Source organism: Xanthomonas sp. GPE 39, assembly GCF_000963005.1.
GTDB lineage: Bacteria > Pseudomonadota > Gammaproteobacteria > Xanthomonadales > Xanthomonadaceae > Xanthomonas_A.
The window spans coordinates 1,908,196-1,931,123 of sequence record NZ_JZHZ01000007.1 but is presented as its reverse complement, the minus strand read 5'-3'; the positions used below and the strand labels follow the sequence as shown (position 1 = coordinate 1,931,123).

The window sequence follows — 22,928 nt, the reverse complement described above, 5'->3', positions numbered from 1 at the left end:
TGATACATACGGAGTGAAGGCTGCATGTTGCCAGGCATGGAACTACTGAGTTGCCCTGAAATGGCGGTTTCGGCCGAAGTCATGCAGCACGTTGTGCGCGTGGAATCCTCACGCAATCCATTCGCGATTGGTGTGGTCGGTGGGCATTTGATCCGACAGCCGAAGAATATCTCCGAAGCGGTCGCCACCGCACACATGTTGGAGCAGAAGGGCTACAACTTTTCCCTCGGGCTAGGGCAGGTCAATCGCTATAACTTGATAAAGTATGGGTTGGATTCATACGAGAAAGCATTTCGGACCTGTCCAAATCTGCAGGTCGCCTCCAAAATTCTCGCGGAATGTTATAGCCGCTCTGGCGGGAATTGGGGCAAATCTTTTAGCTGCTACTATTCCGGAAATTTTGAGACTGGTTACAGCCACGGTTATGTGCAGAAAATCTATGCGTCCATCAACCAAGAGCGCTCTCAAACTGCGACTCCAGTAGTAGCGATCCCGGTAATTCCGGTCGGCATACGCCATGCTGTGACTGGAACTGCAAAGGCTGCGATAGTGCATGAGGTCGATTCGATCATCGCACGTCGCATCGCGGCGTCTAACAATCAACTGGCCGATGGTTTGATCCCGGAAGCGCAGATTTCGACGCGAAATCAGGCTGCTGTCAATACGCAGGGACAAGAAAAGTCGCCAGCGAGTGCCACTGCACTCATGCCGACACAAGAAAAAGATGCTGACCTCTATGTAATACGGTCAACCGGTGGCGGCAAGGGAGTGGCGGTTCCTGTTGGCAGTGGCGCAAATTCAGCTTCTGAGTCTTCCGCGAGTAGTTCGCCGGTTGTTGCGGGATCGGCCGTTGCTGGTAAAGCTGCGCCACCACCGACGTCTGATGATGGAGCGTTCGTATTTTAGCCGGTCTAAGTGGCGTTTTGATGTAAATGATTAAATGATTTCCCCACGTTTTTCAAGTCAAGGAGATACCCATGATGTCCAATAATAATCAGATCAACTCGAACGCCAAGATCATTGGTGTGGCCGCGTTGAAGGCTGCGATTTTTACTGCTGCCATATTTGCTTCCGGTGTTGCCATGGCGGCGGGCACAGGTGCCGATTATGCAGGTGCTGATCAGAAAGTCTGCGGCTTTCTCGGTAAGACGAACAACATTCTGAATATGGCCTCGGTCGTAGTCGTCACCATCGCGACGGTTTTTTCGGGTTACCAGATTGCTTTTGCACATAAGCGTGTTTCTGAAGTTGCGCCAGTTCTCTTGGGAGGCGTGTTGATCGGTGGGGCAGGTCAGTTGGCCAAGATGTTGATCGGCGAAACCGGCCAGGCATCTTGCCAAGCAAGTATCGACCTCATCCAGCACGCGCTGCAGTATGCATAAGGACGTACTTTTCCGGGGTTGTACCCGGCCTGCGATGTTCTTCGGGGTGCCTTACATCCCGTTTTTCATCGGAGCTGGAGGTGGCTTCCTGATGGGAATTTATTTCGACATGCGTTTTCTGTTGCTCATTCCTGTCATCGTTTTTGTTATGCAGCAAATGACCAAGCGTGATGAAATGATTTTCAGAATGCTTGGTTTGCGTTGGATGTTCAAAATGCGTGTGCGTAACCAGCAGCGTTACTCCGGCATGTGGGTTTTTTCTCCAAATGAATATCGGAAGGATGCGTCAGATAAAAATCGTTAAATTTATTTGATATCCGTTTTATCTCAGTGCACGATTTTTATGGCGTGCACTGAATATTTTCTCGTATGTGCGCAATAATTTTCTATAGTGATTTTGACTGTTCCCGACTTACTTAAGTTGGGCCTTGGTAAGACGAAACGTATTTCGAGTTATTCCACTATTATGTTCATCCCAGATACTTCGATCAGTGAGTTCATTTCCATCTCCACTCACGTGGCGCCGTCCGTACTCAAGACGACGGGAGGGGACTTCATGTTGACTTGGCATCTTGGCGGCTTGCCCTTCGTAGGGCGAGAAGAGTGGGAGATCGAACATCGCCACAATACATTCAACCGGATGTTGCAGACCCTGCGCGCCCCCGATTTCGCGAACGTGGCGTTCTGGGTTCATGACGTGCGTCGTCGCCGTCGAATCAATTCCAGTGGTGAGTTCCGTCAAGCCTTCAATCAGGAACTTTCCGACCAGTATTACAGTGCGCTTTCTTCGCAAAAGATCATGCAAAACGAGCTTTACATGACCATGATCTATCGTCCGGTGGTGACCGGTAAGCGGCTGATGAATAAATCTTCTAGCATCACGCAGCTGCAGTCAGAACAGGATCAGGCGATAGCTAAAATTCTTGAACTTGCGGGCAATGTCGAGGCCGTTCTCAAGGATTATTCGCCTTACCGGCTGAGTATGTATGAGGCCAGCAATGGCGTGGTGTTTTCCGAAACGCTGGAATTCTTTGGTTATCTCATCAATCGTATCGATGAGCCGGTGCCAGTGCTGCAGGCACCGGTATCTGCTTATCTTCCAGTCAGTAAGCATATGTTTGCCAATAAAACTGGCGACTATGTGATTAAAACCCCGGAGGGTGTTAATCATTTTGGTGCAATTCTGAATATTAAAGAGTATGTCGACGGTACTTATCCGGGCATTCTTAATGGTATTAAGTATTTAGATTTTGAATATGTTATGACCCATTCTTTCAGTCCGATGGGGCGTCACGACGCGTTGAAGGTGTTGGATCGGACCAAGGGTATGATGGTCTCCTCGGGTGATAAGGCGGTTAGCCAGATTCACGAGCTAGACTTGGCGATGGATCAGTTGTCGTCGGGCAATTTCGTGCTGGGCGAGTACCATTTTACGGTCGCTGTTTATGCCGATACTCAAGAGAAGTTGTCGCAGCAAGTCGCCACCACGCGCGCAGAATTGTCCAATGCTGGTTTCGTCTCGACCAAAGAAGATCTGGCGATTGTCTCATCTTTTTATGCGCAGTTGCCGGGCAACTGGCGCTACCGGACTCGTTTGGCCAATGTCAGTTCATTGAATTTTCTTGGGCTTTCACCTTTGCACAATTTCGCGCAGGGCAAGCGCAATAATAATCCTTGGGGCGAGTGTGTCACCACTCTGCAGACCACGAACGGGCAGCCTTATTATTTCAATTTTCATGCCACGCATCCGGCGGAGAATTCGCTTGGTGAGAAAGCCATTGCCAATACAATGGTCATCGGTAAATCAGGTACAGGTAAGACCGCGCTCATCAACTTCCTGCTCAGTCAGGTGCAGAAATTCGATCCCGTTCCGACTATCTTTTTCTTCGACAAGGATCGTGGCGCGGAGATTTTCGTGCGTGCATGTGGCGGTAACTATCTTGCGCTTGAGAATGGTCAGCCCACCGGATTCAATCCATTTCAGTGCGAACGTAACGAAGCCAATATTCAGTTCTTGTCCGATCTGATCAAAGTCCTCGCTGGAAAGTCTGAATACAGCTCGCGTGAAGAAGAAGATATCTTCCGTGCAGTCGAGGGCATGCTGGATACGCCCATACAATTGCGTAGTATGACCAACTTCCGTAAAAGCTTGCCCAACATGGGTGACGATGGTTTATATGCACGCATTCGCAAGTGGACGGCAGGAAATTCGCACGGCTGGGTGTTCGACAACCCGGTCGATACGATCAATTTGGAAAAAGCCAGCATCATCGGCTTCGACTACACCGACGTGATCGACAATCCGGAAGTGCGTGCCCCGGTCATCAACTATCTATTGCATCGCTTGGAGGCATTGATTGATGGTCGGCCGTTGATCTACGTGATGGATGAGTTCTGGAAGATCCTCGACGGGAAGGGCGGGCTGAAAGAGTTTGCCAAGAACAAGCAGAAGACCATCCGTAAGCAGAATGGCCTGGGCATCTTCGCGACTCAGAGCCCAGAGGATGCGTTGGCCAGCGATATCTCTGCCGCGCTGGTCGAGCAGACTGCCACCATGATCCTGCTGCCCAATCCAAATGCCAGCAAAGAAGACTACATGGATGGCCTCAAGCTCACCGAGGCTGAATATCAAGTGGTCGTGGGTCTAGATGAGCGTTCGCGTTGTTTTCTGGTCAAGCAGGGACACGGATCGTCGGTATGCCAGCTCAACCTGCGCGGTATGGACGATGCGCTATCGGTCATTTCTGCTTCGACCGATAACATCGACATCATGCATCATGTGTTGGATCGTAAGGCCAAAGAGCATGGCGTTGCGCCGGACGATTTGAGGCCCGAACAGTGGTTGAGCGAATTCTATGCAAGGCGTAAGGGGTCCGGAAAATCGGCAGCCGGGAGGTCGTCGTCTTCGGATAGCCGTGGCACCGCAACAGTTGCTTGACGGTGCCTGTCCAGATGGTGATTGCCAGGCTTTTTCCGATTAGCACTGGCTCTTAGTCATTCAGTGGATGCGTTTGAACAGTGCTACATGCAGAGCTGCCGCTGAGTGGCTGTATAACTCCGGCCGCTCCGCATTGTAGTGTTGTTGCGATTCGGACTTGTTGACTTTACCGGGTTCCGGCGACGATCGCCGCCGCCTTGGCGGAGCTCTCGCGGACCTTGTCCCACTGGCCGTTGGCTAGCCACTCTTTCGGCACCATCCACGAGCCACCGATGCAGACCACGTTCGGTTGCGTCAGATATTCGGCAGCCGTGCTCTCGCCGATTCCACCGGTGGGGCATAGTTTCAAGTCGGCCAGCGGACCGGCCAGTCCCTTGAGCATTGCCAGGCCGCCGACCGCCGAGGCCGGGAATAGCTTGCACACGCGGAAACCACGCTCCATCAGTGCCATCAGTTCGCTCGGCGTGCCCGCGCCTGGCACCACCGGCAGGGGCGCTCGCGCCAATGCCTCGGCCAGCATCGGCGTGGTGCCCGGGGTCACGATGAAATCGGCGCCGGCATCGATCGATTGCTGCAACTGACTCGCGTTGAGTACCGTGCCGGCACCGATGACGATATCCGGCAATTCGCGCTTGAGCATTGCCAGCGCTTCCAAGGCAACGGGCGTGCGCAGGGTCAGTTCGATTGCCGGCAGTCCGCCTTCCAGCAGCGCGGCAGAGACGCGGCGTGCTTCTTCCAGGCTGTGCACGGTCACGACGGGCAGGATGCCGGCCGCGCGCAGCAATTGCTCGGCCTTGGTCTGGTGTTCGGCGATGGTCATGAGGGTCTCTGATTGATGTACGCGTCTAGGCCCAGGCCGCGAGTGGCCTGGGGCAGGGTGGGGTTGGTCGGAGCTACGGTAGTCGCTCAGGCGTCCTTGGCCTCGTGTGGTGCGGCAGCGGCTTCGGCGTCGTGTCCAAGTTCGTACTCGGCGTCGTAGTTCCACAGGTCGCCGTCGGCCGCAGGTGGGCCACAGGAGATCGAGAGCGCACCTTGGTCGGCGGGGCCGACCACGCGGCGGTTGATCCCGAACAGATTGCGGCCGATGTCGTGCGCGGCTGGCGCGGTGTTTGGCGCTGGCGTGCGTGCAGCCCATTCGCTGGCGTCCACCAGCACTTCCAGGGTGCCGGCTTCGCCGTCCAGGCGCACGATATCGCCTTCGCGCACGCAGGCGATGGGGCCGCCACGCGCTGCTTCCGGGGTGACGTGGATGGCTGCCGGGAACTTGCCCGAGGCGCCGGACAAACGTCCGTCGGTGACCAACGCCACGCGCCGGCCCTGGTTCTGCAACAGGCCCAGGAGTGGCGCCAGCGAGTGCAGTTCGGGCATGCCATTGGCGCGCGGACCCTGGTAGCGCAGCACGACCACAAAATCGTGCGGCAGCGCGCCAGCGGCGTGCAGTTTGTTCAGCGCCTGCGGCGCATCGATGACGACCGCCGGTGCCTCGATGGTGCGGAATTGCGGTTTCACTGCCGATAGCTTGATCAGCGAGCGACCGAGGTTGCCGCGTAACAGGCGCAAGCCGCCTTGCGCTTCGAACGGGTTGGCGGCCGGTCGCACGACGGCTTCATCGCCGCTCTTGGCCGGGCTCGGCGCGTAGGCCAGCGCGCCGTTTCGCACGCATGGCTCGTCGGCGTAGGCGCGCATGCCACCGGGGACCACGGTGGGCAAGTCGTCGTGCATCAGTCCAGCGTCCATCAACTCGCGGAACACGAAGCCGATGCCGCCGGCGGCAGCGAAGTGGTTCACGTCGGCGTCGCCGTTCGGATACACGCGGGCCAGCAGCGGCACCATTTGCGACAGGGCGTCCAGGTCGTCCCAGGTCAGCACGATGCCGGCCGCACGCGCCACCGCCAGCCAGTGGATGGTGTGGTTGGTGGAACCGCCGGTGGCCATCAGTGCAACCACGGCGTTGACGATGGCACGCTCGTCGATGAGACGGCCAAGCGGGCGAAAGTCGTTGCCCAGCGCGGTGATGCGCAGCGCGCGTTCGGTCGCCTGTTGGGTCAGTGCTTCGCGCAGCGGGGTGCCAGGATTGACGAAGGATGCGCCGGGGAGTTGCACGCCCATCGCTTCCAGCAGCACCTGGTTGGAGTTGGCGGTACCGTAGAAAGTACAGGTGCCAGGGGCATGGTAGGAGGCCGACTCGGCTGCCAGTAACTCCTCGCGGGTGGCCTGACCGGCGGCGTAACGCTCGCGTACTTCGGCTTTTTGTTTGTTGGGAATGCCGGGTGGCATCGGGCCGGCAGGAACGAATATCGCTGGCAGGTGCCCGAAGGCCAGTGCGCCAATCAGCAAACCCGGCACGATCTTGTCGCACACGCCCAGATACAGGCTGGTGTCGAACATGTCGTGGCTCAGGCCGATAGCGGTGGCTTGTGCGATCGCGTCGCGCGAGAACAGCGACAGCTCCATGCCCGGCCGGCCTTGCGTCACACCGTCGCACATCGCCGGGACACCGCCCGCCACTTGTGCGGTGGCGCCAAGCGCGCGGGCGGTGTTGCGGATCAGTTCCGGGTAGTGCTCAAACGGCTGGTGTGCCGAGAGCATGTCGTTGTAGGCGGTGATGATGCCGAGGTTCGGGGTGATCCCGCCTTCGAGGCGACTCTTGTCGGTGGGCCCGCAGGCGGCGAAACCGTGGGCGAGGTTGCCGCAACTCAGGCGGCTGCGAAATGGCCCGTCGCGCAGTGCGGCGTCGATGCCGGCCAGGTAGGCGTGCCGCGACGGCGCACTGCGTACGCGGATACGCTCGGTGATCGCATGAAGTTTGGGATGCAGGGTCATTGGCTGAAATGGTTACGGAGAGGGTAGGGTCCGGGGATCCGGGAACAGCGGCTGGTGCACGGGGCTGTTCCGGGTCCGGGGCATCGGGTCCAGCGTCCCGGCTCGACTACTCGCACCAGTGCACGCGCAAACGCGCACCCGGCGTATCGAACGCGACGCGGATCGGGAATTCGTGTGGATCGTTGCCGGCTAGCGCATGCTCCAGCACCTGCAGTTTCTGCTTGCCGCGCAACAGCAACAAGCGCTGACCGATTGGTGCCAGGCCGGCTGGTGTCAGGGTGATGCGCCGCGGCCAAGTATTGGCTCCGGGGCAGCCGGTGGCATCCAACGCGGCGTAGGGGAGCTGGGTGGTCAGGGCCTTGTTCAGGTCGGTGGCGCCGGGGAATAGCGAAGCCGTGTGGCCGTCGCCGCCCATACCCAGCACCGCCACGCACGCGGCCGGCGCGTGTTGGGCGTGCAGGTTGGCAGCATGCACGCAATCCTGCAGCGGCTTACCGACACGCACCAGCGGTTCGAAGCGTGCCTCCTCGGCGCGGTCCAGCAGGCTGTGTCGGATCAGATAGGCATTGCTATCGCTGTCCTGCGGCGACAGCCAGCGTTCGTCGACCAGGCCGACCTCCAGCTTGGACCAATCCAGCGGCAGTTCGGCCAGCGCCTGGTACACCGGCGCCGGTGTGGTGCCGCCGGAAAGCAGCAGGCGCGCACTACCGCGGCGTTGGATTTCCTCTGCTAACGCGTTGCCGATCTCGGCCGCAGCCGCGTCGATCCATTCGTCTGGATCGTCGTAGCGGATCAGGGTGATGCGGTCGGACAACGTGGCGCTCATGCCATGGCTCCTGGAGATTGCCGCGCGACATCCACTGCATAGGCAGCGGCGCCGAGCAGGCCGGGACGAGGGTGGATCACCGCCAGCGAGGGTACCCGCGCCATGATCGAAGAAAAGCGGCCTTTATGCTCGAAGCGCTGGCGGAAACCGGAGTTCTGGATTGCGTCGAGCATCCTCGGCACCAACCCGCCGGTCAGGAAGACCCCGTCCCAGGCGCCATGCACCAGAACCAAATCCCCGGCGATGGCGCCGAAGACCGCGCAAAACACTTGAATGGTACGCATGGCGCGGTAGTCGCCATGGGCGGCGCGCGCGGAAATGTCTTCCGGTTTCAGTGGGCCCGGATCGTCGCCAGCTATCTCGCTGAGCGCGCGGTGGATGTTGACCAGGCCCGGGCCGCAGACCAGGCGTTCGTTGGAAACGCGGCCGAACTGCTGCGAGAGCAGCTCCAGAATGCGGATTTCTTCTGGCGTGCCCGGCGGAAAGCTGACGTGCCCGCCCTCGGTTTCCAGCGGATAGCTGCGGCCACCACGCACCAGCAGGCCGCCGACGCCCAGGCCGGTGCCAGGACCGATCACGGCGTAGTTGCGCGACATCTCGATTGTCGCCGGACTCCAGCTCGCGCCACCAACCTGGACCACGTCCTGCGGTTGCAGCAGGTTGATCGCCATCGCTTGCGCGGCGAAGTCGTTGATCAGGTGCAGAACGTCGAAGCCGAGCATGCTGCCGGTACGCGAACGCGAGATCACCCAGGGATGGTTGGTGATGCGTGCTTCGTCCCCGTCCACCCGCCCGGCCACTGCGAACACGCCACTGCGCGCGTCCACGCCGGTCTGCTCCAGGTAGTGACGGGCGGCGTCGCCTAGCGATGGAAAGTCCACCACTGCATAGGTCTGGGTGCTGTCGTTGAGCAGCGGGGTGGAGGCGTCCAGGTCGGCGAGGGCGAAGCGCGCGTTGGTGCCGCCGATGTCCGCGACCAGGACTGGTCGCTGCGGTGCACTCATGGTGTGTCTCGCGGCACGGGTTTGGGGGGAGTGGCCGAGACGTAGGCTTGCGCTTCCTGCGGCCCCCAACTGCCGGCCGGATAGAGCTGCAAGGGCAGCCGTGCCTGCGCCCACGCGTCGCTGACGCTGTCGATCCAGGCCCAGGCGGCGCGCACTTCGTCGTCGCGCACGAACAGCGCGTGGTTGCCGTTGAGTGCGTCGAGCATCAGGCGCTCGTAGGCGATGCGTCGGTGTAACCCGGTCGGCACCGATAGTTCCAGTTCCAGCGGCTGCAGCTCCAGTGCGCCCCATTCCGGGCCGGCCAGGCTGCTCATCAGGTCCAGTTCGATATTTTCCTGGGGTTGCAACTGGAAGGTCAGCCGGTTCGGCGTCGCCTGTTGCGCGGTCGGCCGTTCGAACAGCCAGTGGGTGACCGGCTTGAGCGTGACCACCACGCGGGTGGAGCGCTCGGCCATGCGTTTGCCGGTACATAGCCGGAACGGCACCCCGGCCCAGCGCCAGTTGTCGATGTGGGCGGTGACTGCGACGAAGGTCTCCACGTCGCTGCCTTCCGGTGGCTGGTAAGCCTGCGCCGGCTCGCCATTGACGGTGCCGGCGGTGTAGCGCCCGCGCACGCTGTCGCGCGCGGCGTGGGCTGCCTCCAGCGGACGCAACGCGCGCAGCACCTTGACCTTCTCGTCGCGGATACGGTCCGCTTCCAGTGAGGCCGGTGGCTCCATCGCCACCAGACATAGCAACTGCAGGATATGGCTTTGCACCATGTCGCGCAGTGCGCCCGAGCGCGCATAGTAGGCGTCGCGGCCATCCACGCCTTCGCTTTCGGCGACCAGAATATCCACCGACTCGATGTAGTTGCGGTTCCACACCGCTTCCAGCAGCGTGTTGCCGAAGCGTAGGGCGATCAGGTTCTGCACCGCCGCCTTGCCCAGGTAGTGATCCAGGCGGAACACGCGGTCTTCGTCGATCAGCGCGCCGATCGATTGCAGGATCTCGTGTGCGTTGTCCGAGTCGTGGCCGATCGGCTTTTCCAGCATCAGACGGTTCGGCGCGGCCAGCGCGCCGCCCAAGGCCAGACCCTGGCAGGTGCTGATGTAGAGCCCCGGCGGGATCGCCAGGTAACTCACGCACTTGCGCGCGCTCAGGTCGCGCACTGCGTCGGCGACCGATTCTGGGTTACGCAGGTCCACCGAGCGGTAGTCGATGCGGGCCAGCAGTGCCTGCACGATGGACTCGTCGATCTGTGGCATCGCCGCGTGCAGGCGCGGCTTGAGCAGCGCGTGGAACTTGGCGGTATCGTGCGGCGACAGTGCCAGCGCGCGAATGCGGAAATCGTCCGCCAGGAAGCCATCGTCGAGCATGCGCAGTAGCGATGGGAACAGGTAGCGCTGGGCCAGGTCGCCGGTGGCGCCGAACAACAGGAGGGTATCGTGCATCGACCGGATTTCGGTTTCGGGTGACATGTCGTCAATCACTAGTGGCTGGTTTTAGTTGCGTGGCGTTGGTGAAGCGTGTGGCGGGCGCAGACGGTATCTGTTCTGCGGCGCAGACGAAGGCACAACGGGGGATGGTCGTCGGGCGCGAGCGTGCGATGCGAGAGAGGAATACGACTGCAAGACCTCTGAGGATACCTCTCTAATGCCTCAAGCAGCAGCGTCCTGATGCGTCGCGCGCCGGATCGGTGGCGGCCAATCACGTACAGGACCTCCCGCGGGGCAAGGGCGGATCGTGGAAACGGTTGCATGTCAGAATACCGTATCGAGGGTCATTGTTGCCGCTGAGCCGGCACGATGCGACCCGCATGGGCATACGCATGCACCGCCTTCGGGCGGGACCGGCGGCAGCCTGTTTCTCTTGCCGTAAACCGGATACCGCACGATGGCCGAAGTACGACTGGACAACATTCGCAAGGTCTACGACAACGGTCAGGTGGCCGTGCAGGGGGCCAGTTTTGACGTGGCCGATGGCGAGCTGATGGTGCTGGTCGGGCCGTCGGGCTGCGGCAAGTCCACGTTGCTGCGGATGATCGCCGGCCTGGAGGAGATCAGCGGCGGCCAATTGCGTATCGGCGAGCGTGTGGTCAATGAGGTGGCGCCGAAGGATCGCGACATCGCCATGGTGTTTCAGAGCTATGCTTTGTATCCGCACATGACCGTGGCCGAGAACCTGGCGTTTGGGCTCAAGTTGCGTGGGGAGAGCAAGGCGGTCATTCGTCAGCGCGTGGCCGCCGCCGCGCAGACCCTTGGCCTGACCCCGATGCTGGACAAGTTGCCGCGCGCCATGTCTGGTGGCCAGCGTCAGCGCGTGGCCCTGGGCCGAGCGCTGGTGCGCGAGCCTGCGGTGTTCCTGCTCGACGAGCCGCTTTCCAACCTGGATGCCAAGCTGCGCCACACGGTGCGCACCGAGATCGCGCAGCTGCATCGCAAACTCGGCACCACCATGATTTACGTCACCCACGATCAGGTCGAGGCGATGACCCTGGGGCAGCGTATCGTTGTGCTCAAGGATGGGGTCATCCAGCAGATCGATGCGCCGATGGCACTGTACGAGCGCCCGGCCAATCTGTTCGTGGCGGGCTTCCTTGGCAGTCCGGCAATGAACGTGCTGCGTGGGCAATTGCTCGAAGACGACGGCTTGCAGTTGCAACTGGCCGACGCCAGTCGGGTACCGTTGCCGGGCGCGCAGGTCGCGCCGCAGTGGATTGGTCGGCAGATCGCGATCGGCGTGCGTCCTGAGCATCTGCAGCCTAGCGAGGCTGGACAGGGAGGATTCGATGCGATCGTCGATGTGGTGGAGCCGGTCGGTAACGAGATTTTCGTCAACCTTCGCCATGGTGCGCAACCGTTGGTGATGCGGGTCGCGCCGCGCGCGCTGCCAGGGCTGGGCGAGCATCTGCCGGTGGCGGTACGCGGCGCGGCGCTGCATTTCTTCGATCCCGACAGCGGCAATCGGCTGGCGGCAGCCTGAAGGTGCGCGGGCATTGCCACGGCGCCGCGCGCGACGGCTCGCATGTGGCCGTGGCTGCATGGCGGGCGCGGCGCTCAGCGTGCCAGCCCTTCGCGCAGTGGCTGCCAGTGCGCGGTGCGTGCTTGGACTTGTAGGCCGTTGGGCGGTGCCTCTTCCAGTGGCAGTACCGCCAGCGCCAGCGTGCCGGCAGGGCTGACTACGCTGCCGATTGTCTCGCCTTCGCGCAGGACCGGCGTACCGGCTGCGACCGGGACCTCCAGTTCCAATAATTGCAACCCACGTTTGGCCTTGCCCAGGAAATGGGTGCGGGCGACGATTTCCTGGCCCGGATAACAGCCCTTTTTGACGCTGAAGGCGTGCAGCCGGTCCAGCCCGAGTTGTTGCGGGGTCCATTGTTCGCGCTGGGTCGGGTCCAGCCGGGCCAAGCCCAGGCGCAGGTCGGCCTCGCGCCAAGCATCCAAGACGCTCTGCTCGGCCGCATGGCTGGCCTGCGCCGGCAACATGCGTAGCGTGCGCGGCAGGCCATCGCCTCCCATGTCCAGCTCGATTGCCCCGTCCTCGCCGGTCGCCGACAGCGCCCCGTGTGCCTGCGCCGGCAGGCTCAGCCGGCCGTGGGCGCGCAGATCGTCTTCGGCGGCGATGCGCAGCTTGCGCCGGAACACGAAGCGGCCCAGCGCCGTGGCCAGTTCGGCTGCGCCGCCATCGGGCAGCAAAGCCAGCAGCGTGTCCTCTGCCTGTCGCAACAGCGCGAACAGCACGATCACCCGGCCTTTCGTGGTGAGCCAGGCGTTCCATTGCCACTGGCCCACTTGCAGTGCTTGCACGTCGTTGGCGAACTGAGCGTGAGCAAAGGCGACTGCATCCGGGCCGCGCAATGCAACGTACTCCAGGTGTGGCAGGGCGGAAAAACCGCCGGAATCCAGATTCAGGTTGTCAGGCACGAGAGTGGAGGACTAAAATTGAGTTGTTGTGAGACCCTTATGATAGGCCAACCAACCCCCATACCCGAGTCCGATCCCAAAACGCAGCGGCCTGCCGAGGAGACACCTCCGCGTCCGGCGCCTGCGCCGAAGGAGATCGGCGGACGCGGCGGCCTTGAGCCGACGCGCTACGGCGACTGGGAGAAAAACGGACGCTGCATCGATTTCTGAGCAGTATGTGAGCCAACGCGGCCTTAAGCACGCCGCCCAGCCGAGATAACGAGCCAAGCGCATGGCGACCCGTGAACGTCCCCTCTCTCCCCATCTGCAGGTCTATCGTTGGCAGATCCAGATGGTCACGTCCATCTTGCACCGCGCTACCGGCGTCGTGCTGGCGCTCGGTGCTTTGGTCATCGTCGCCGCGCTGTTGGTGCTGATGCGCGGGCAGGCCTCCTGGGACTGCTTCCGTGCAATGGCGGGCACCTGGTACGGCCAAGTGTTCCTGTTCGCCTGGAGTTGGGCGTTCGCCTACCACCTGTGCAACGGCCTGCGTCACATCGTGCAGGACTTCGGTCACGGCTTCAGTATTCCTGCGTTTGTGCGCAGTAGCTGGCTGTCGGTGATCGGCAGTCTGGTCATCGTGGCGCTGATCTGGGTGGACGTCCTCACCGGAGCTGCCGCATGAGTCGCTACCGTACCCCACTGAAGAACGTGCGCGGCCTGGGCGCGGCCAAGTCCGGCACCGAACACTTCGTGTTGCAACGACTCACTGCCACCGCCCTGGTCGGCCTGACCATCTGGTTCCTGACGTTCGTGCTGGGCCTGCTCGGTGCCGACTATGTCACCGCGACCCAGGCGGTCGCCAAACCATGGAATGCCATGCTGCTGGTTGGTTTCCTGATCGCGATGTTCTGGCATGCGCAGATCGGATTGCAGGTGATTGTCGAAGACTACGTGCACAACTCGCTGCTGGCCGTGGCGCTGCAGACCATGGTGAAGTTCATCGCCGTGCTCGGCGCAATCGTCGGTGTATTCGCGGTCGCCCGCATTGCGCTGGGCAGCGCCTGATCGGCGCCCGTAACAGGAATTCAGACTCGATGTCCGCTTACAAGATCACCGAACACAAGTACGACATGGTCGTCGTCGGCGCCGGCGGCGCTGGCTTGCGTGCGACCTTCGGCCTGGCCCAGAAGGGTCTGCAGACGGTCTGCCTGACCAAGGTCTTCCCGACCCGCTCGCATACCGTGGCCGCGCAGGGCGGTATCTCCGCCGCGCTCGGCAACATGGGCGAGGACGACTGGCGTTACCACTTCTACGACACCATCAAGGGGTCGGACTGGCTGGGCGACCAGGACGCCATCGAATACATGTGCCGCGAGGCGATCCCGGCGATTATCGAGCTCGAACACTACGGCGTGCCGTTCAGCCGTACCGAGGACGGCAAGATCTATCAACGCCCGTTCGGCGGCATGACCACCAAATACGGCGAAGGCCCGTCGGCGCAGCGCACCTGCGCCGCCGCTGACCGCACCGGCCATGCCATGTTGCACACCCTGTACCAACAGTCGCTGGCGCACAACGCACGCTTCATGGTCGAGTACTTCGCGCTCGACCTGATCTTCGACCAAGAGGGTGTGTGTCGTGGCGTGCTGGCCCTGGATATGGCCGAAGGATCGCTGCACCTGTTCCGCGCCCATGGCGTGGTGCTGGCCACCGGCGGCTACGGTCGTGCCTACTTCAGCGCCACTTCGGCGCACACGTGCACCGGTGACGGCGGTGGCCTGGTGATGCGTGCTGGCCTGCCGATGCAGGACATGGAGTTCGTGCAGTTTCATCCAACCGGCATCTATGGCGCCGGCTGCCTGATCACCGAGGGCGTGCGCGGCGAAGGCGGCATTCTGCGCAACAGCAGCGGCGAGCGTTTCATGGAGCGCTATGCCCCGCACTACAAGGATCTGGCCTCGCGCGATGTGGTGTCGCGTTCGATGACCATCGAGATCCGCGAAGGTCGCGGTGTCGGCGAACACAAGGATCACATTCTGCTCGACCTGACTCACCTGGGGCCAGGCGTGATCGACGAGAAATTGCCCGGCATCGCCGAGAGTGCGCGCATCTTCGCCGGTGTCGATGTGCATAAACAACCGATTCCGGTGCTGCCGACCGTGCACTACAACATGGGCGGCATCCCCACCAACTATCACGGCGAAGTGGTGCGCAAAGACGGTGACAACCCGGATGCGGTGGTGCCCGGTCTCTACGCCATCGGCGAGGCGGCCTGTGTGTCGGTGCATGGCGCCAATCGTCTTGGGTCCAACTCGTTGCTGGATCTGGTGGTATTCGGACGCGCGGTGGCCAACCGCTGTGCCCAAACGATCAAGACCGATGCGCCGCACAAGGATCTGCCGGGCGACGCCTGCGACAAGGCATTGAGCATGCTCGACAAGCTGCGCCACGCCAACGGCAGCACCCCGACCTCGGTGATTCGCGACAAAATGCAGCGCACCATGCAGTCCGATGCTGCGGTGTTCCGTACCAGCAAGACGCTGAAGGAAGGCGTGGACAAGATGGCGGAGATCTTCGCCAGCTTCGAGGATGTGAAAGTGTCCGATCGCTCGCTGGTGTGGAATTCCGATCTGATCGAGACCTACGAATTGAACAACCTGCTGCTCAACGCGGTGGCGACGATCAACTCGGCCGAACAACGCAAGGAAAGCCGCGGCGCGCACGCGCACGAGGATTTCCCGGAACGCGACGACGCCAACTGGCAGAAACACACCTTGGTCACCGTCGACGACAAGGGCCAGTGCAGCTTCGACTATCGCCCGGTGCACATGTACACGCTCAGCAATGACGTGGACGTGGTGCCGCCGAAGCCGCGCGTGTATTGATCCCAGGGCAGGATCGGCGATGCAATCCAACATGCTCTCGCTGACCGTGATCGCGCTTGGGCTGCTGTTGGCATTGCGCGTCCTGTTCGAACGGTCGATGCTGGGTGTCGAGAGAGGGGGGAGGACCTTGGTCTGCGCCACTCTCTCGATTGTCAGTGACATTTTTTTCCTAAACATGCGTTCGCTGCGGATCTCCTTCCCGCGCACGCAAGCCTGAGCCAACGAGAACAGCCATGGCAGAGTTCAGCCTCCCCAAGAATTCCAAGATCGGCAAAGGCAAGCACTATCCCGCCAAGGGCGCGAAGAATGTGCGTACCTTCAAGGTCTACCGCTGGAATCCGGACGACGACAGCAATCCGCGTACCGACACCTACGATGTGGATTTGGACGCGTGCGGTCCGATGGTTCTGGATGCGCTGATCAAGATCAAAAACGAGATCGACCCAACCCTGACCTTCCGCCGCTCCTGCCGCGAGGGGATCTGTGGTTCGTGCGCGATGAATATCGACGGCACCAATACGCTGGCCTGCACCAAGGCGATTGCCGATTGCGGCAAGCGGGAAGTGCCGATCTACCCGCTGCCGCACATGAGCGTGGTCAAGGATCTGGTCCCCGACCTGACCCACTTCTACGCCCAGTATGCTTCGATCAAGCCATGGATCCGCACCCAGACCCCGCCGCCGCCGGATCGCGAGCGGCTGCAGTCGCCGGAGGATCGCAAGAAGCTCGATGGCCTGTACGAGTGCATCCTATGCGCCTGCTGCTCGACCAGTTGCCCGAGCTACTGGTGGAACGGCGAGCGCTACCTGGGGCCGGCCATCCTGCTGCAGGCCTACCGCTGGATCATCGATTCGCGTGACGAGGACACCGGTGCGCGCCTGGATGATCTGGAAGACCCGTTCAAGCTGTATCGCTGCCATACCATCATGAACTGCGCGCGGACCTGCCCGAAGGGGCTGAACCCAGCGCTGGCGATTGCCGAAATCAAGAAATTGATGATGGCGCGCCGCGCCTGATCGGATCGGCTCGGTGAGCCGTTTCACTGCGGCGGGTTTGCCCGCCGACCACGCGGCGCCGACTCTGCGATTCGGTGCCGCGTTTGTTTCGGCGACCGCTGTGGCGCGTCGTCACCAGGCAAGGGTCGATACGATGGACGACACCACCGAACTGAAAAAGCTGCGTTGGCGCTGCCGGCGCGGCATGCGCGAGCTGGACCAACTGTTCGGCCGTTACCTTGATCAGCGCTGGGCACAGGCGCCGACAGTCGAACGCGGGGTTTTCCTATCGCTGCTCGATTGCGAGGACGATAAATTATGGCGCTGGTTCATGGGGTATGAGGCTTGTCCCGATGCGCATGCCGCCGATCTCATCGCCACCATCCGCGCCATGCCGGCTTGAGTGGCGTCCCTCGCGCTGGCTGCTGGCCGCGCTGAGCTTGCTGGGGGTTTTGGCACCGCTGTCCATCCTCGGTTCTGACCTGCCGCGCGGCGTGGCGTGGCCGGTGGCACTGCTCGCCTTGCTGTATGCGCTGTTGCTATTGCGCAGCGAAGCCGTGCGTCTTCCTTGCATCGTGCTGATCCCTGCTGGGCCTGGCACTGCCACCGTGGACGGCGTGCCGGTCGCCGCGTTGCAAGTCCATTGGCGCGGGCCATTGGCATTCGTGCGCTGGCGCGATGCGCAAGGGCGACGGCGGCATCTGGTGTGGTGGCCCGATACGTTGCCGGCGCCGGCACGACGTGAACTGCGTCTGGCCGCACAGGCCCATGCCGCTTCGTCTGCGCCTCCGTAAATGGCACCATAGCGCTTCCTGGATGGTGGCTGCGCATGTTCAAACCTTTACCCGTGGCCATCGGCCTGCGCTATCTGCGCGCCAAACGTCGCAATAATTTCATTTCCTTCATCTCCATGGCCTCGATCCTCGGCATCGCGCTGGGCGTGACCGTGTTGATCACCACGCTGGCGGTGATGAGCGGTTTCCAGAAGGAGATCCGCGACCGTCTGCTGCAGATGGCCGCGCATGCCACGGTCAGCGCGCAGGGCGCGCCGATGCAGGACTGGCAGCACGCGGTGGACGTTGCGATGCACGACCAGCGTGTGGCCGGTGCCGCGCCCTATGTCGAGGAAGAGGCGCTGTTGACCGGTGTGCGCAACCAGCCGGCGATCGTGCGCGGCATTGTGCCTGCGGAGGAAGCCAAGGTCTCGGTACTGGCGAAAAAGATGAAGCAGGGGTCGGTCGACAGCTTGACTCCCGGTTCCTACAACATCGTACTCGGCCAGGAATTGGCGTTGTGGTTGGGCGTGGCCGTGGGCGACAAGGTCGTGGTGATGCTCGGTGAGCCGCAGGCCAGCCCGATGGGCATGGTGCCGCGTTACAAGCGCTTCACCGTCAGCGGTATCTTCGAGGCAGGCTACAACGAGGTCGACCGTGGTCTGGCGGTGACCAACATGACGGATTTGCAGCGAGTGTTGCGCATGGGCGACGGCGTGACGGGCGTGCGGTTGAAATTGCACGATATGGACTTGGCCTGGAACGTGGCCCGCGATCTGGCGTTGAAGCTACGTGGGCCATACATGGTCAGCGATTGGACCCGCGAGAACGCCAACCTCTATCAGTCACTGAAGATGGAAAAGACCGTCATGGGCATCCTGCTGTCGCTAATCATCGCGATGGGGGCGTTCAACCTGGTGTCCTCGCAGGTGATGCTGGTGACCGACAAGCAGGCCGACATCGCGATTCTGCGCACGCTTGGGTTGAGTCCTGGCGGGGTGATGCAGGTATTCATGGTGCAGGGCACGTTGATCGGCGTGATCGGTACCGTCGCCGGTGTGATCGGTGGCATCGTGCTGACCTTGAACCTGGAACGGATCCTGGCGGGCATCGAAGCGGTGTTCAATATCAAACTCCTGCCCGAGGATGTGTACTACATCACCGGGTTGCCGACCGACATGCAGCCGCACGATGTGGTGGTGATCACCGTTGTGGCGTTGTTGATGAGTTTCCTGGCCACGTTGTATCCGGCATGGCGCGCGGCCCGCACGCAACCAGCGGAGGCGCTGCGCTATGAATAAGCAACCGCAATCGCCGATGGGAAATTCTCAACCGTCGGTGTCGCCGTTGGACGGGGCGGCCGTTCGTGCCGAAGCGTTGGCCAAGACCTACGCCGAAGGCAAGATGCGCACGCCGGTGTTCGACGGACTGGACCTGAGCGTGGCCCCGGGCGAGACCGTAGCCATTGTCGGCGCCTCCGGTGCAGGCAAAAGTACTTTGCTGCATCTGTTGGGAGGCCTGGACGTCCCCACCTCCGGCGAGGTCTACGTCGCCGGTCAGCGCATGTCGGCGCTGACCGACGCGGCACGTGGGCAACTGCGCAATCGCTCGCTTGGGTTCGTCTACCAGTTTCATCATTTGCTACCCGAATTCACCGCGTTGGAAAACGTGATGATGCCGGTGCTGCTGAGTGGGGCGCCGATGCACGACGCCGATGCGCGCGCGCGCGCCTTGCTGGAATCGGTTGGCCTTGGTCATCGCTTGGAACACAAGCCGGGCGAATTGTCCGGTGGCGAACGCCAGCGTGCCGCTGTGGCACGCGCCCTGGTCAACCGCCCGGCCTGCGTGCTTGGCGACGAACCCACCGGCAATCTCGACGATAAGACCGCCGCCAACGTCTTCGCACTGATGCTGGAACTCAATCGTGCACACGGCACCAGCCTGGTGTTGGTCACGCATGATCGCAGTCTGGCGCGCAAGCTTGACCGGGTATTGGAACTGCACCAGGGCAAGTTGCGCGAACTGGCGCCTGCCGAGGTCTGATGCGTCATCGCGATGTTGCGGTATCGCGTGCGGCGTGATGCGTCTGCGCTGTCTTGGCGGCGTGTGCATCGTGCAGACGCGTTGTCGTGTGTGCGGCGGCGTGCATGCGGCGATAGGCAAACTCCGATGCCTTGCGAGGTGTTTATCCGATAGGGAAGCTGTGCCCGCTGTGCGAGGCTGAGCCTGGCATCGATGCGGCGTGTACTGGCGAGGCATCCGCACTGGTGTCCGGATCCATGCCAGGGAGGGCCGGTCGCATGCCGGGTTGTCTTCAGTTCATGCGCATCACGTTGCCAGTCACTCTGGCGCGTCCGCGCGCAGCGGTCGCACCGTTCGGCATTGCCGTCGCGGTCAGTCTCGCTGCCGGCGTGCTGGCCGCGCTGTGGCTGCCGCGTTTGCTCCCATGGCCATTGTCGCTGGCGGCGCTACTGGGCGGCTTGCTGCTGTTTGGCGTGTCGCCACGCTGGCGCTGGTTGGGCGCGTTTGCGGTCGGTGCTGGTTGGCTGGGATTGATCGCGGGGAGGGTACTGGCGCAGCAGTTACCCTCAGATTGGGAAAACCGCGTGACCACCCTCAGTGGTCAGGTGGTGGACTTGCCACAGTCGCAGCCACGGCGCACCCGTTTTCTTATCCGCGTGGATACCGATGCGACACAACCGGCACCGCTGCGTGGACGCCTGCTGCAACTGGCTTGGTACGACGACTTCGGTGCGCTCCAGCCAGGGCCACGTAGCGCCTTGCGTGCGGATGCACACTGGCGCTTGAGCGTGCGCCTGCGTGCGCCGCGCGGGCTCAGCAACCCAGGTGGTTTCGATGCCGAGGCATATGCGCTCGCGCAACGGATCGCCGCCAGCGGTTATGTCGTCGCGCCGCGTGCCGCAATGCAATTAGCGCCCGGGCAGGGCATCGATGCCTGGCGCGAACGCGTGTCGGCACGCATCGCCACGACCGTGCCGAACGCATCTGCGCGCTACGTGCAGGCATTGGCGTTGGGCGACACGCGGCGTCTGGATGAGCGCGATTGGCGCATCCTGCGCGCGGCAGGGCTGACCCATCTGATCGCCATTTCCGGCTTCCATGTGGGGTTGGTTGCGGGAGCCTGTGCCTTGCTTGCGGGCGGACTGTGGCGGCTGTGGCCGCGTCTGGGGCGATCATGGCCACGGCACCAGGCGATGGCCTTGCTGGCGATGCTTGGCGCAGCCGGTTACACCGTGCTATCGGGCATGGCGCTGCCCACGGTCCGCACCGCGTTGATGATCGCGGTGGTCGTGATCGCGCGCCTGTGGCGGCGTCCGGTGCGGGTGGTCGATGCGCTGGCGTTGGCGGCAATCGTCATGCTGATCGCCGATCCGCTGGCGGTGCTGTCAGCCGGTTTCTGGCTGAGTTTCTTCGGTGTCGCCTGGTTGGTCTGGTGCATGCCCAAGGCGGGCAGCGGTTGGCGCGACAAGTTGCGCGAGTTTCTCTCGGCGCAAGGCGTTGCCACGCTCGGCCTGTTGCCGTTGAGCACGATGCTCTTCGGCCAGGCGTCGGCGGTCGGTCCATTAGCCAACCTGTTGGCGATCCCGTGGTGGAGTCTGGTCGTGGTTCCCTTGGCGTTGCTCGGGACTGCGCTTGATGCGCTGCACGCCGGGGCGGGTATCTGGGTGTGGCGTGCGGCAGCGTTTTGTTTCGATCTGACCTGGCCGATGTTCACCAAGCTGGGAGAGAGCCGCTTCGCCCTGTGGTGGTTGCCCGAGCCGCGCGACTGGGCGTTGCCGCTGGCACTCCTTGGTGCGTTCTGGTTGTTGTTGCCGCGCGCGGTGCCGGGCAAGCCGCTGGCGGCGTTGTTGTGGTTGCCGTTGTTCTGGCCGCCATTGGAGCGGCCAGCACCCGGTGAAGTGGAATTGGTGATGATCGATGTGGGGCAGGGATTATCGGTGCTGGTGCGTACCGCGCAGCATCAACTGCTGTACGACACAGGTCCGGCGGTCAAAGACGGGTACGACGCTGGCGAGCGGGCAGTGGTGCCAGCGCTGCATGCGCTGGGTGTGGCGCGGTTACAGCGCGTGGTGATCAGCCACGGTGACAACGATCATGCCGGCGGTTTCGAAGCTGTCCGCGCTGCTTTGCCGGTTGCTTTGGCGCAGGCACCGGCCGGTGCGCCGGTACGGGTGGATCGGCCATGCGTTGCGGGAACCGGCTGGGAGTGGGACGGCGTGCGCTTTCGCTTTCTGCATCCGCCTTCCAGCTTTCCCTATCTCGACAATGAATCCAGCTGCGTGCTCCGCGTCGAAAGTGACGATGGCGCGATCCTGCTCACTGGCGATATCGACGATGTGATCGAACGTCGGCTGCTGCGCCAGGCACCACAGGACCTGCACGCCGAGGTGGTGCTGGCCCCGCATCATGGCAGCGCGCAGGCATCGCAACCTGCGTTCGTCGCCGCCACCGGCGCGCGGCTGGTGCTGATCTCGGCGGGCGAGGGGAACCGCTTCGGCCATCCGCGGCCGGAGGTGGTCGCGCGTTGGCAAGCTTCCGGTGCGCAGGTCGCGTGCACCGCCCAGGCAGGCGCATTGCGCGTCTGGCTTGGGCATGCCGGTGTGCAACTGCGCCAGCGGCGGCCATGGCGGGCGCGGTTGTGGGATGCGGCGGAGCGAGCGCGGACGGCTGCTATCCTATCGGCCAGTGAACGAACGGCCGAACGTGCCGGAGGGATGCGACGTGTTGGAACTGGTCAAGGCGGGGGGCTGGCCGATGCTGCCATTGCTGCTGTTGGGCGTGGTCGCGCTGGCGATTGTCCTGGAGCGGTTCTGGAGCCTGCGCCGTAGCGAAGTTCTGCCGCCGGGGCTGGGTCAGGAAGTGCGCAATTGGGCCACCCGTGGCAAGCTCGATCCGACCCACATCGAATCGTTGCGGCGCAATTCGCCATTAGGCGCGCTGTTGGCTGCCGGCCTGGATGTGCGCCACCGTTCGCGCGAGATCGTGCGCGAGCGCATCGAAGATACAGGCCGTCATGTCGTACATCGGATGGAACGTTTTCTCAATGCCTTGGGGACGGTTGCATCGGCCGGACCACTGTTGGGTCTGCTTGGCACGGTGGTCGGCATGATCCAGATGTTCCTCGGCATCCTCGACCATGGTGTCGGTGACGTGAACCAGCTTGCAGGTGGTATCGGCAAGGCGCTGGTGTGCACCGCGACTGGCATGATCATTGCGGTGCCTGCATTAATCTTCCATCGTCATTTTAAAAATCGTATTGCTGGCTACATCATCGAGATGGAGCAGGAGGCCACGGCGTTGACCGACGTGTTGGAGGGCCACGGCCGTACCAGCGTACCTGCGGCATCCGCACGACCGGCGGCGCAGAGCGCCACCGCCGCGGCCAAGGGCTGA

The 22,928-nt window shown here is 62.3% G+C and carries 23 protein-coding genes; 17 read left to right on the top strand and 6 right to left on the bottom strand.

The features are described from left to right. The first annotated feature begins 24 nt into the window (after nt 1-24). From XALGPE39_RS15215 to XALGPE39_RS08160, 4 genes are all read left to right on the top strand, one after another. Nucleotides 25-906, top strand: a complete 882-nt coding sequence (locus XALGPE39_RS15215; protein WP_082061858.1) for a lytic transglycosylase domain-containing protein — start codon at nt 25-27, stop codon at nt 904-906. Nucleotides 907-980: 74 nt separating this feature from the next. Then, nucleotides 981-1,382, top strand: a complete 402-nt coding sequence (locus XALGPE39_RS08170; protein WP_045729064.1) for a TrbC/VirB2 family protein — start codon at nt 981-983, stop codon at nt 1,380-1,382. Then, the gene (locus tag XALGPE39_RS08165; protein WP_082061857.1) at nt 1,375-1,686 is read left to right on the top strand and encodes a VirB3 family type IV secretion system protein; all 312 of its coding nucleotides are present in this window, start codon (nt 1,375-1,377) and stop codon (nt 1,684-1,686) included. Before XALGPE39_RS08170 ends, XALGPE39_RS08165 begins: the two co-directional genes overlap by 8 nt. Nucleotides 1,687-1,848: 162 nt before the next feature. Continuing rightward, a complete protein-coding gene (locus tag XALGPE39_RS08160; protein ID WP_045727752.1) occupies nt 1,849-4,320 on the top strand; it encodes a VirB4 family type IV secretion/conjugal transfer ATPase in 2,472 nt (823 codons plus the stop codon). A gap of 166 nt (nt 4,321-4,486) precedes the next feature. Here XALGPE39_RS08160 and XALGPE39_RS08155 read toward each other — a convergent pair whose 3' ends face one another. The 5 genes from XALGPE39_RS08155 to zwf all read right to left on the bottom strand — a co-directional run bounded on the left by XALGPE39_RS08155 (nt 4,487) and on the right by zwf (nt 10,406). Beyond that, a complete protein-coding gene (locus XALGPE39_RS08155; RefSeq protein WP_045727751.1) occupies nt 4,487-5,140 on the bottom strand; it encodes a bifunctional 4-hydroxy-2-oxoglutarate aldolase/2-dehydro-3-deoxy-phosphogluconate aldolase in 654 nt (217 codons plus the stop codon). 86 nt (nt 5,141-5,226) lie between these two features. Further along, a complete protein-coding gene (gene edd, locus XALGPE39_RS08150; protein ID WP_045727750.1) occupies nt 5,227-7,143 on the bottom strand; it encodes a phosphogluconate dehydratase in 1,917 nt (638 codons plus the stop codon). A 106-nt stretch (nt 7,144-7,249) separates the two neighbouring features. Beyond that, nucleotides 7,250-7,969, bottom strand: a complete 720-nt coding sequence (gene pgl / locus XALGPE39_RS08145) for a 6-phosphogluconolactonase (RefSeq protein ID WP_045727749.1) — start codon at nt 7,967-7,969, stop codon at nt 7,250-7,252. Beyond that, nucleotides 7,966-8,973: a glucokinase gene (glk, locus tag XALGPE39_RS08140; RefSeq protein WP_045727748.1), complete on the bottom strand. Its 1,008-nt coding sequence runs from the start codon at nt 8,971-8,973 to the stop codon at nt 7,966-7,968. Before glk ends, pgl begins: the two co-directional genes overlap by 4 nt. Continuing rightward, nucleotides 8,970-10,406: a glucose-6-phosphate dehydrogenase gene (gene zwf / locus XALGPE39_RS08135; RefSeq protein WP_045729063.1), complete on the bottom strand. Its 1,437-nt coding sequence runs from the start codon at nt 10,404-10,406 to the stop codon at nt 8,970-8,972. Before zwf ends, glk begins: the two co-directional genes overlap by 4 nt. A 442-nt stretch (nt 10,407-10,848) precedes the next feature. On the opposite strand from zwf, the gene ugpC reads away from it, so the two are divergent. Then, on the top strand, nt 10,849-11,937 hold the full coding sequence (gene ugpC / locus XALGPE39_RS08130) for a sn-glycerol-3-phosphate ABC transporter ATP-binding protein UgpC (protein ID WP_045727747.1): 1,089 nt from the start codon (nt 10,849-10,851) through the stop codon (nt 11,935-11,937). A gap of 74 nt (nt 11,938-12,011) precedes the next feature. Here ugpC and XALGPE39_RS08125 read toward each other — a convergent pair whose 3' ends face one another. Beyond that, nucleotides 12,012-12,878, bottom strand: coding sequence for a folate-binding protein YgfZ (locus XALGPE39_RS08125; RefSeq protein ID WP_045727746.1), 867 nt, complete (start codon nt 12,876-12,878; stop codon nt 12,012-12,014). A 39-nt stretch (nt 12,879-12,917) separates the two neighbouring features. Between XALGPE39_RS08125 and XALGPE39_RS15210 the strand changes: the two genes are divergently transcribed. The 12 genes from XALGPE39_RS15210 to XALGPE39_RS08070 all read left to right on the top strand — a co-directional run bounded on the left by XALGPE39_RS15210 (nt 12,918) and on the right by XALGPE39_RS08070 (nt 22,928). Beyond that, complete coding sequence (locus XALGPE39_RS15210; protein ID WP_082061856.1) at nt 12,918-13,088, top strand: DUF1674 domain-containing protein; 171 nt, start codon at nt 12,918-12,920, stop codon at nt 13,086-13,088. A gap of 61 nt (nt 13,089-13,149) precedes the next feature. Continuing rightward, nucleotides 13,150-13,542 (top strand): succinate dehydrogenase, cytochrome b556 subunit, encoded by a 393-nt coding sequence (gene sdhC / locus XALGPE39_RS08120; protein ID WP_045727745.1) that lies wholly within the window; start codon nt 13,150-13,152, stop codon nt 13,540-13,542. Further along, nucleotides 13,539-13,925 (top strand): succinate dehydrogenase, hydrophobic membrane anchor protein, encoded by a 387-nt coding sequence (sdhD, locus tag XALGPE39_RS08115; protein WP_045727744.1) that lies wholly within the window; start codon nt 13,539-13,541, stop codon nt 13,923-13,925. The genes sdhC and sdhD overlap by 4 nt, the downstream gene beginning before the upstream one ends. Nucleotides 13,926-13,954: 29 nt before the next feature. Then, entirely contained in the window at nt 13,955-15,745 is a 1,791-nt protein-coding gene (sdhA, locus tag XALGPE39_RS08110) for a succinate dehydrogenase flavoprotein subunit (protein ID WP_045727743.1), read from the top strand. Between the two features lie 19 nt (nt 15,746-15,764). Next, nucleotides 15,765-15,962: a hypothetical protein gene (locus XALGPE39_RS08105; RefSeq protein WP_045727742.1), complete on the top strand. Its 198-nt coding sequence runs from the start codon at nt 15,765-15,767 to the stop codon at nt 15,960-15,962. A 16-nt stretch (nt 15,963-15,978) separates the two neighbouring features. Continuing rightward, on the top strand, nt 15,979-16,761 hold the full coding sequence (locus XALGPE39_RS08100; protein ID WP_045727741.1) for a succinate dehydrogenase iron-sulfur subunit: 783 nt from the start codon (nt 15,979-15,981) through the stop codon (nt 16,759-16,761). Between the two features lie 133 nt (nt 16,762-16,894). Next, nucleotides 16,895-17,143 (top strand): succinate dehydrogenase assembly factor 2, encoded by a 249-nt coding sequence (locus tag XALGPE39_RS08095; protein ID WP_045729062.1) that lies wholly within the window; start codon nt 16,895-16,897, stop codon nt 17,141-17,143. Next, complete coding sequence (locus XALGPE39_RS08090; protein WP_045727740.1) at nt 17,094-17,534, top strand: hypothetical protein; 441 nt, start codon at nt 17,094-17,096, stop codon at nt 17,532-17,534. Before XALGPE39_RS08095 ends, XALGPE39_RS08090 begins: the two co-directional genes overlap by 50 nt. A gap of 35 nt (nt 17,535-17,569) precedes the next feature. After that, nucleotides 17,570-18,814, top strand: a complete 1,245-nt coding sequence (locus tag XALGPE39_RS08085; protein ID WP_045727739.1) for a lipoprotein-releasing ABC transporter permease subunit — start codon at nt 17,570-17,572, stop codon at nt 18,812-18,814. 16 nt (nt 18,815-18,830) lie between these two features. Next, nucleotides 18,831-19,556, top strand: a complete 726-nt coding sequence (gene lolD / locus XALGPE39_RS08080) for a lipoprotein-releasing ABC transporter ATP-binding protein LolD (protein ID WP_152624958.1) — start codon at nt 18,831-18,833, stop codon at nt 19,554-19,556. Between the two features lie 278 nt (nt 19,557-19,834). After that, the gene (locus XALGPE39_RS08075; RefSeq protein ID WP_045727737.1) at nt 19,835-22,363 is read left to right on the top strand and encodes a DNA internalization-related competence protein ComEC/Rec2; all 2,529 of its coding nucleotides are present in this window, start codon (nt 19,835-19,837) and stop codon (nt 22,361-22,363) included. Next, nucleotides 22,257-22,928, top strand: coding sequence for a MotA/TolQ/ExbB proton channel family protein (locus tag XALGPE39_RS08070; RefSeq protein WP_045727736.1), 672 nt, complete (start codon nt 22,257-22,259; stop codon nt 22,926-22,928). Before XALGPE39_RS08075 ends, XALGPE39_RS08070 begins: the two co-directional genes overlap by 107 nt.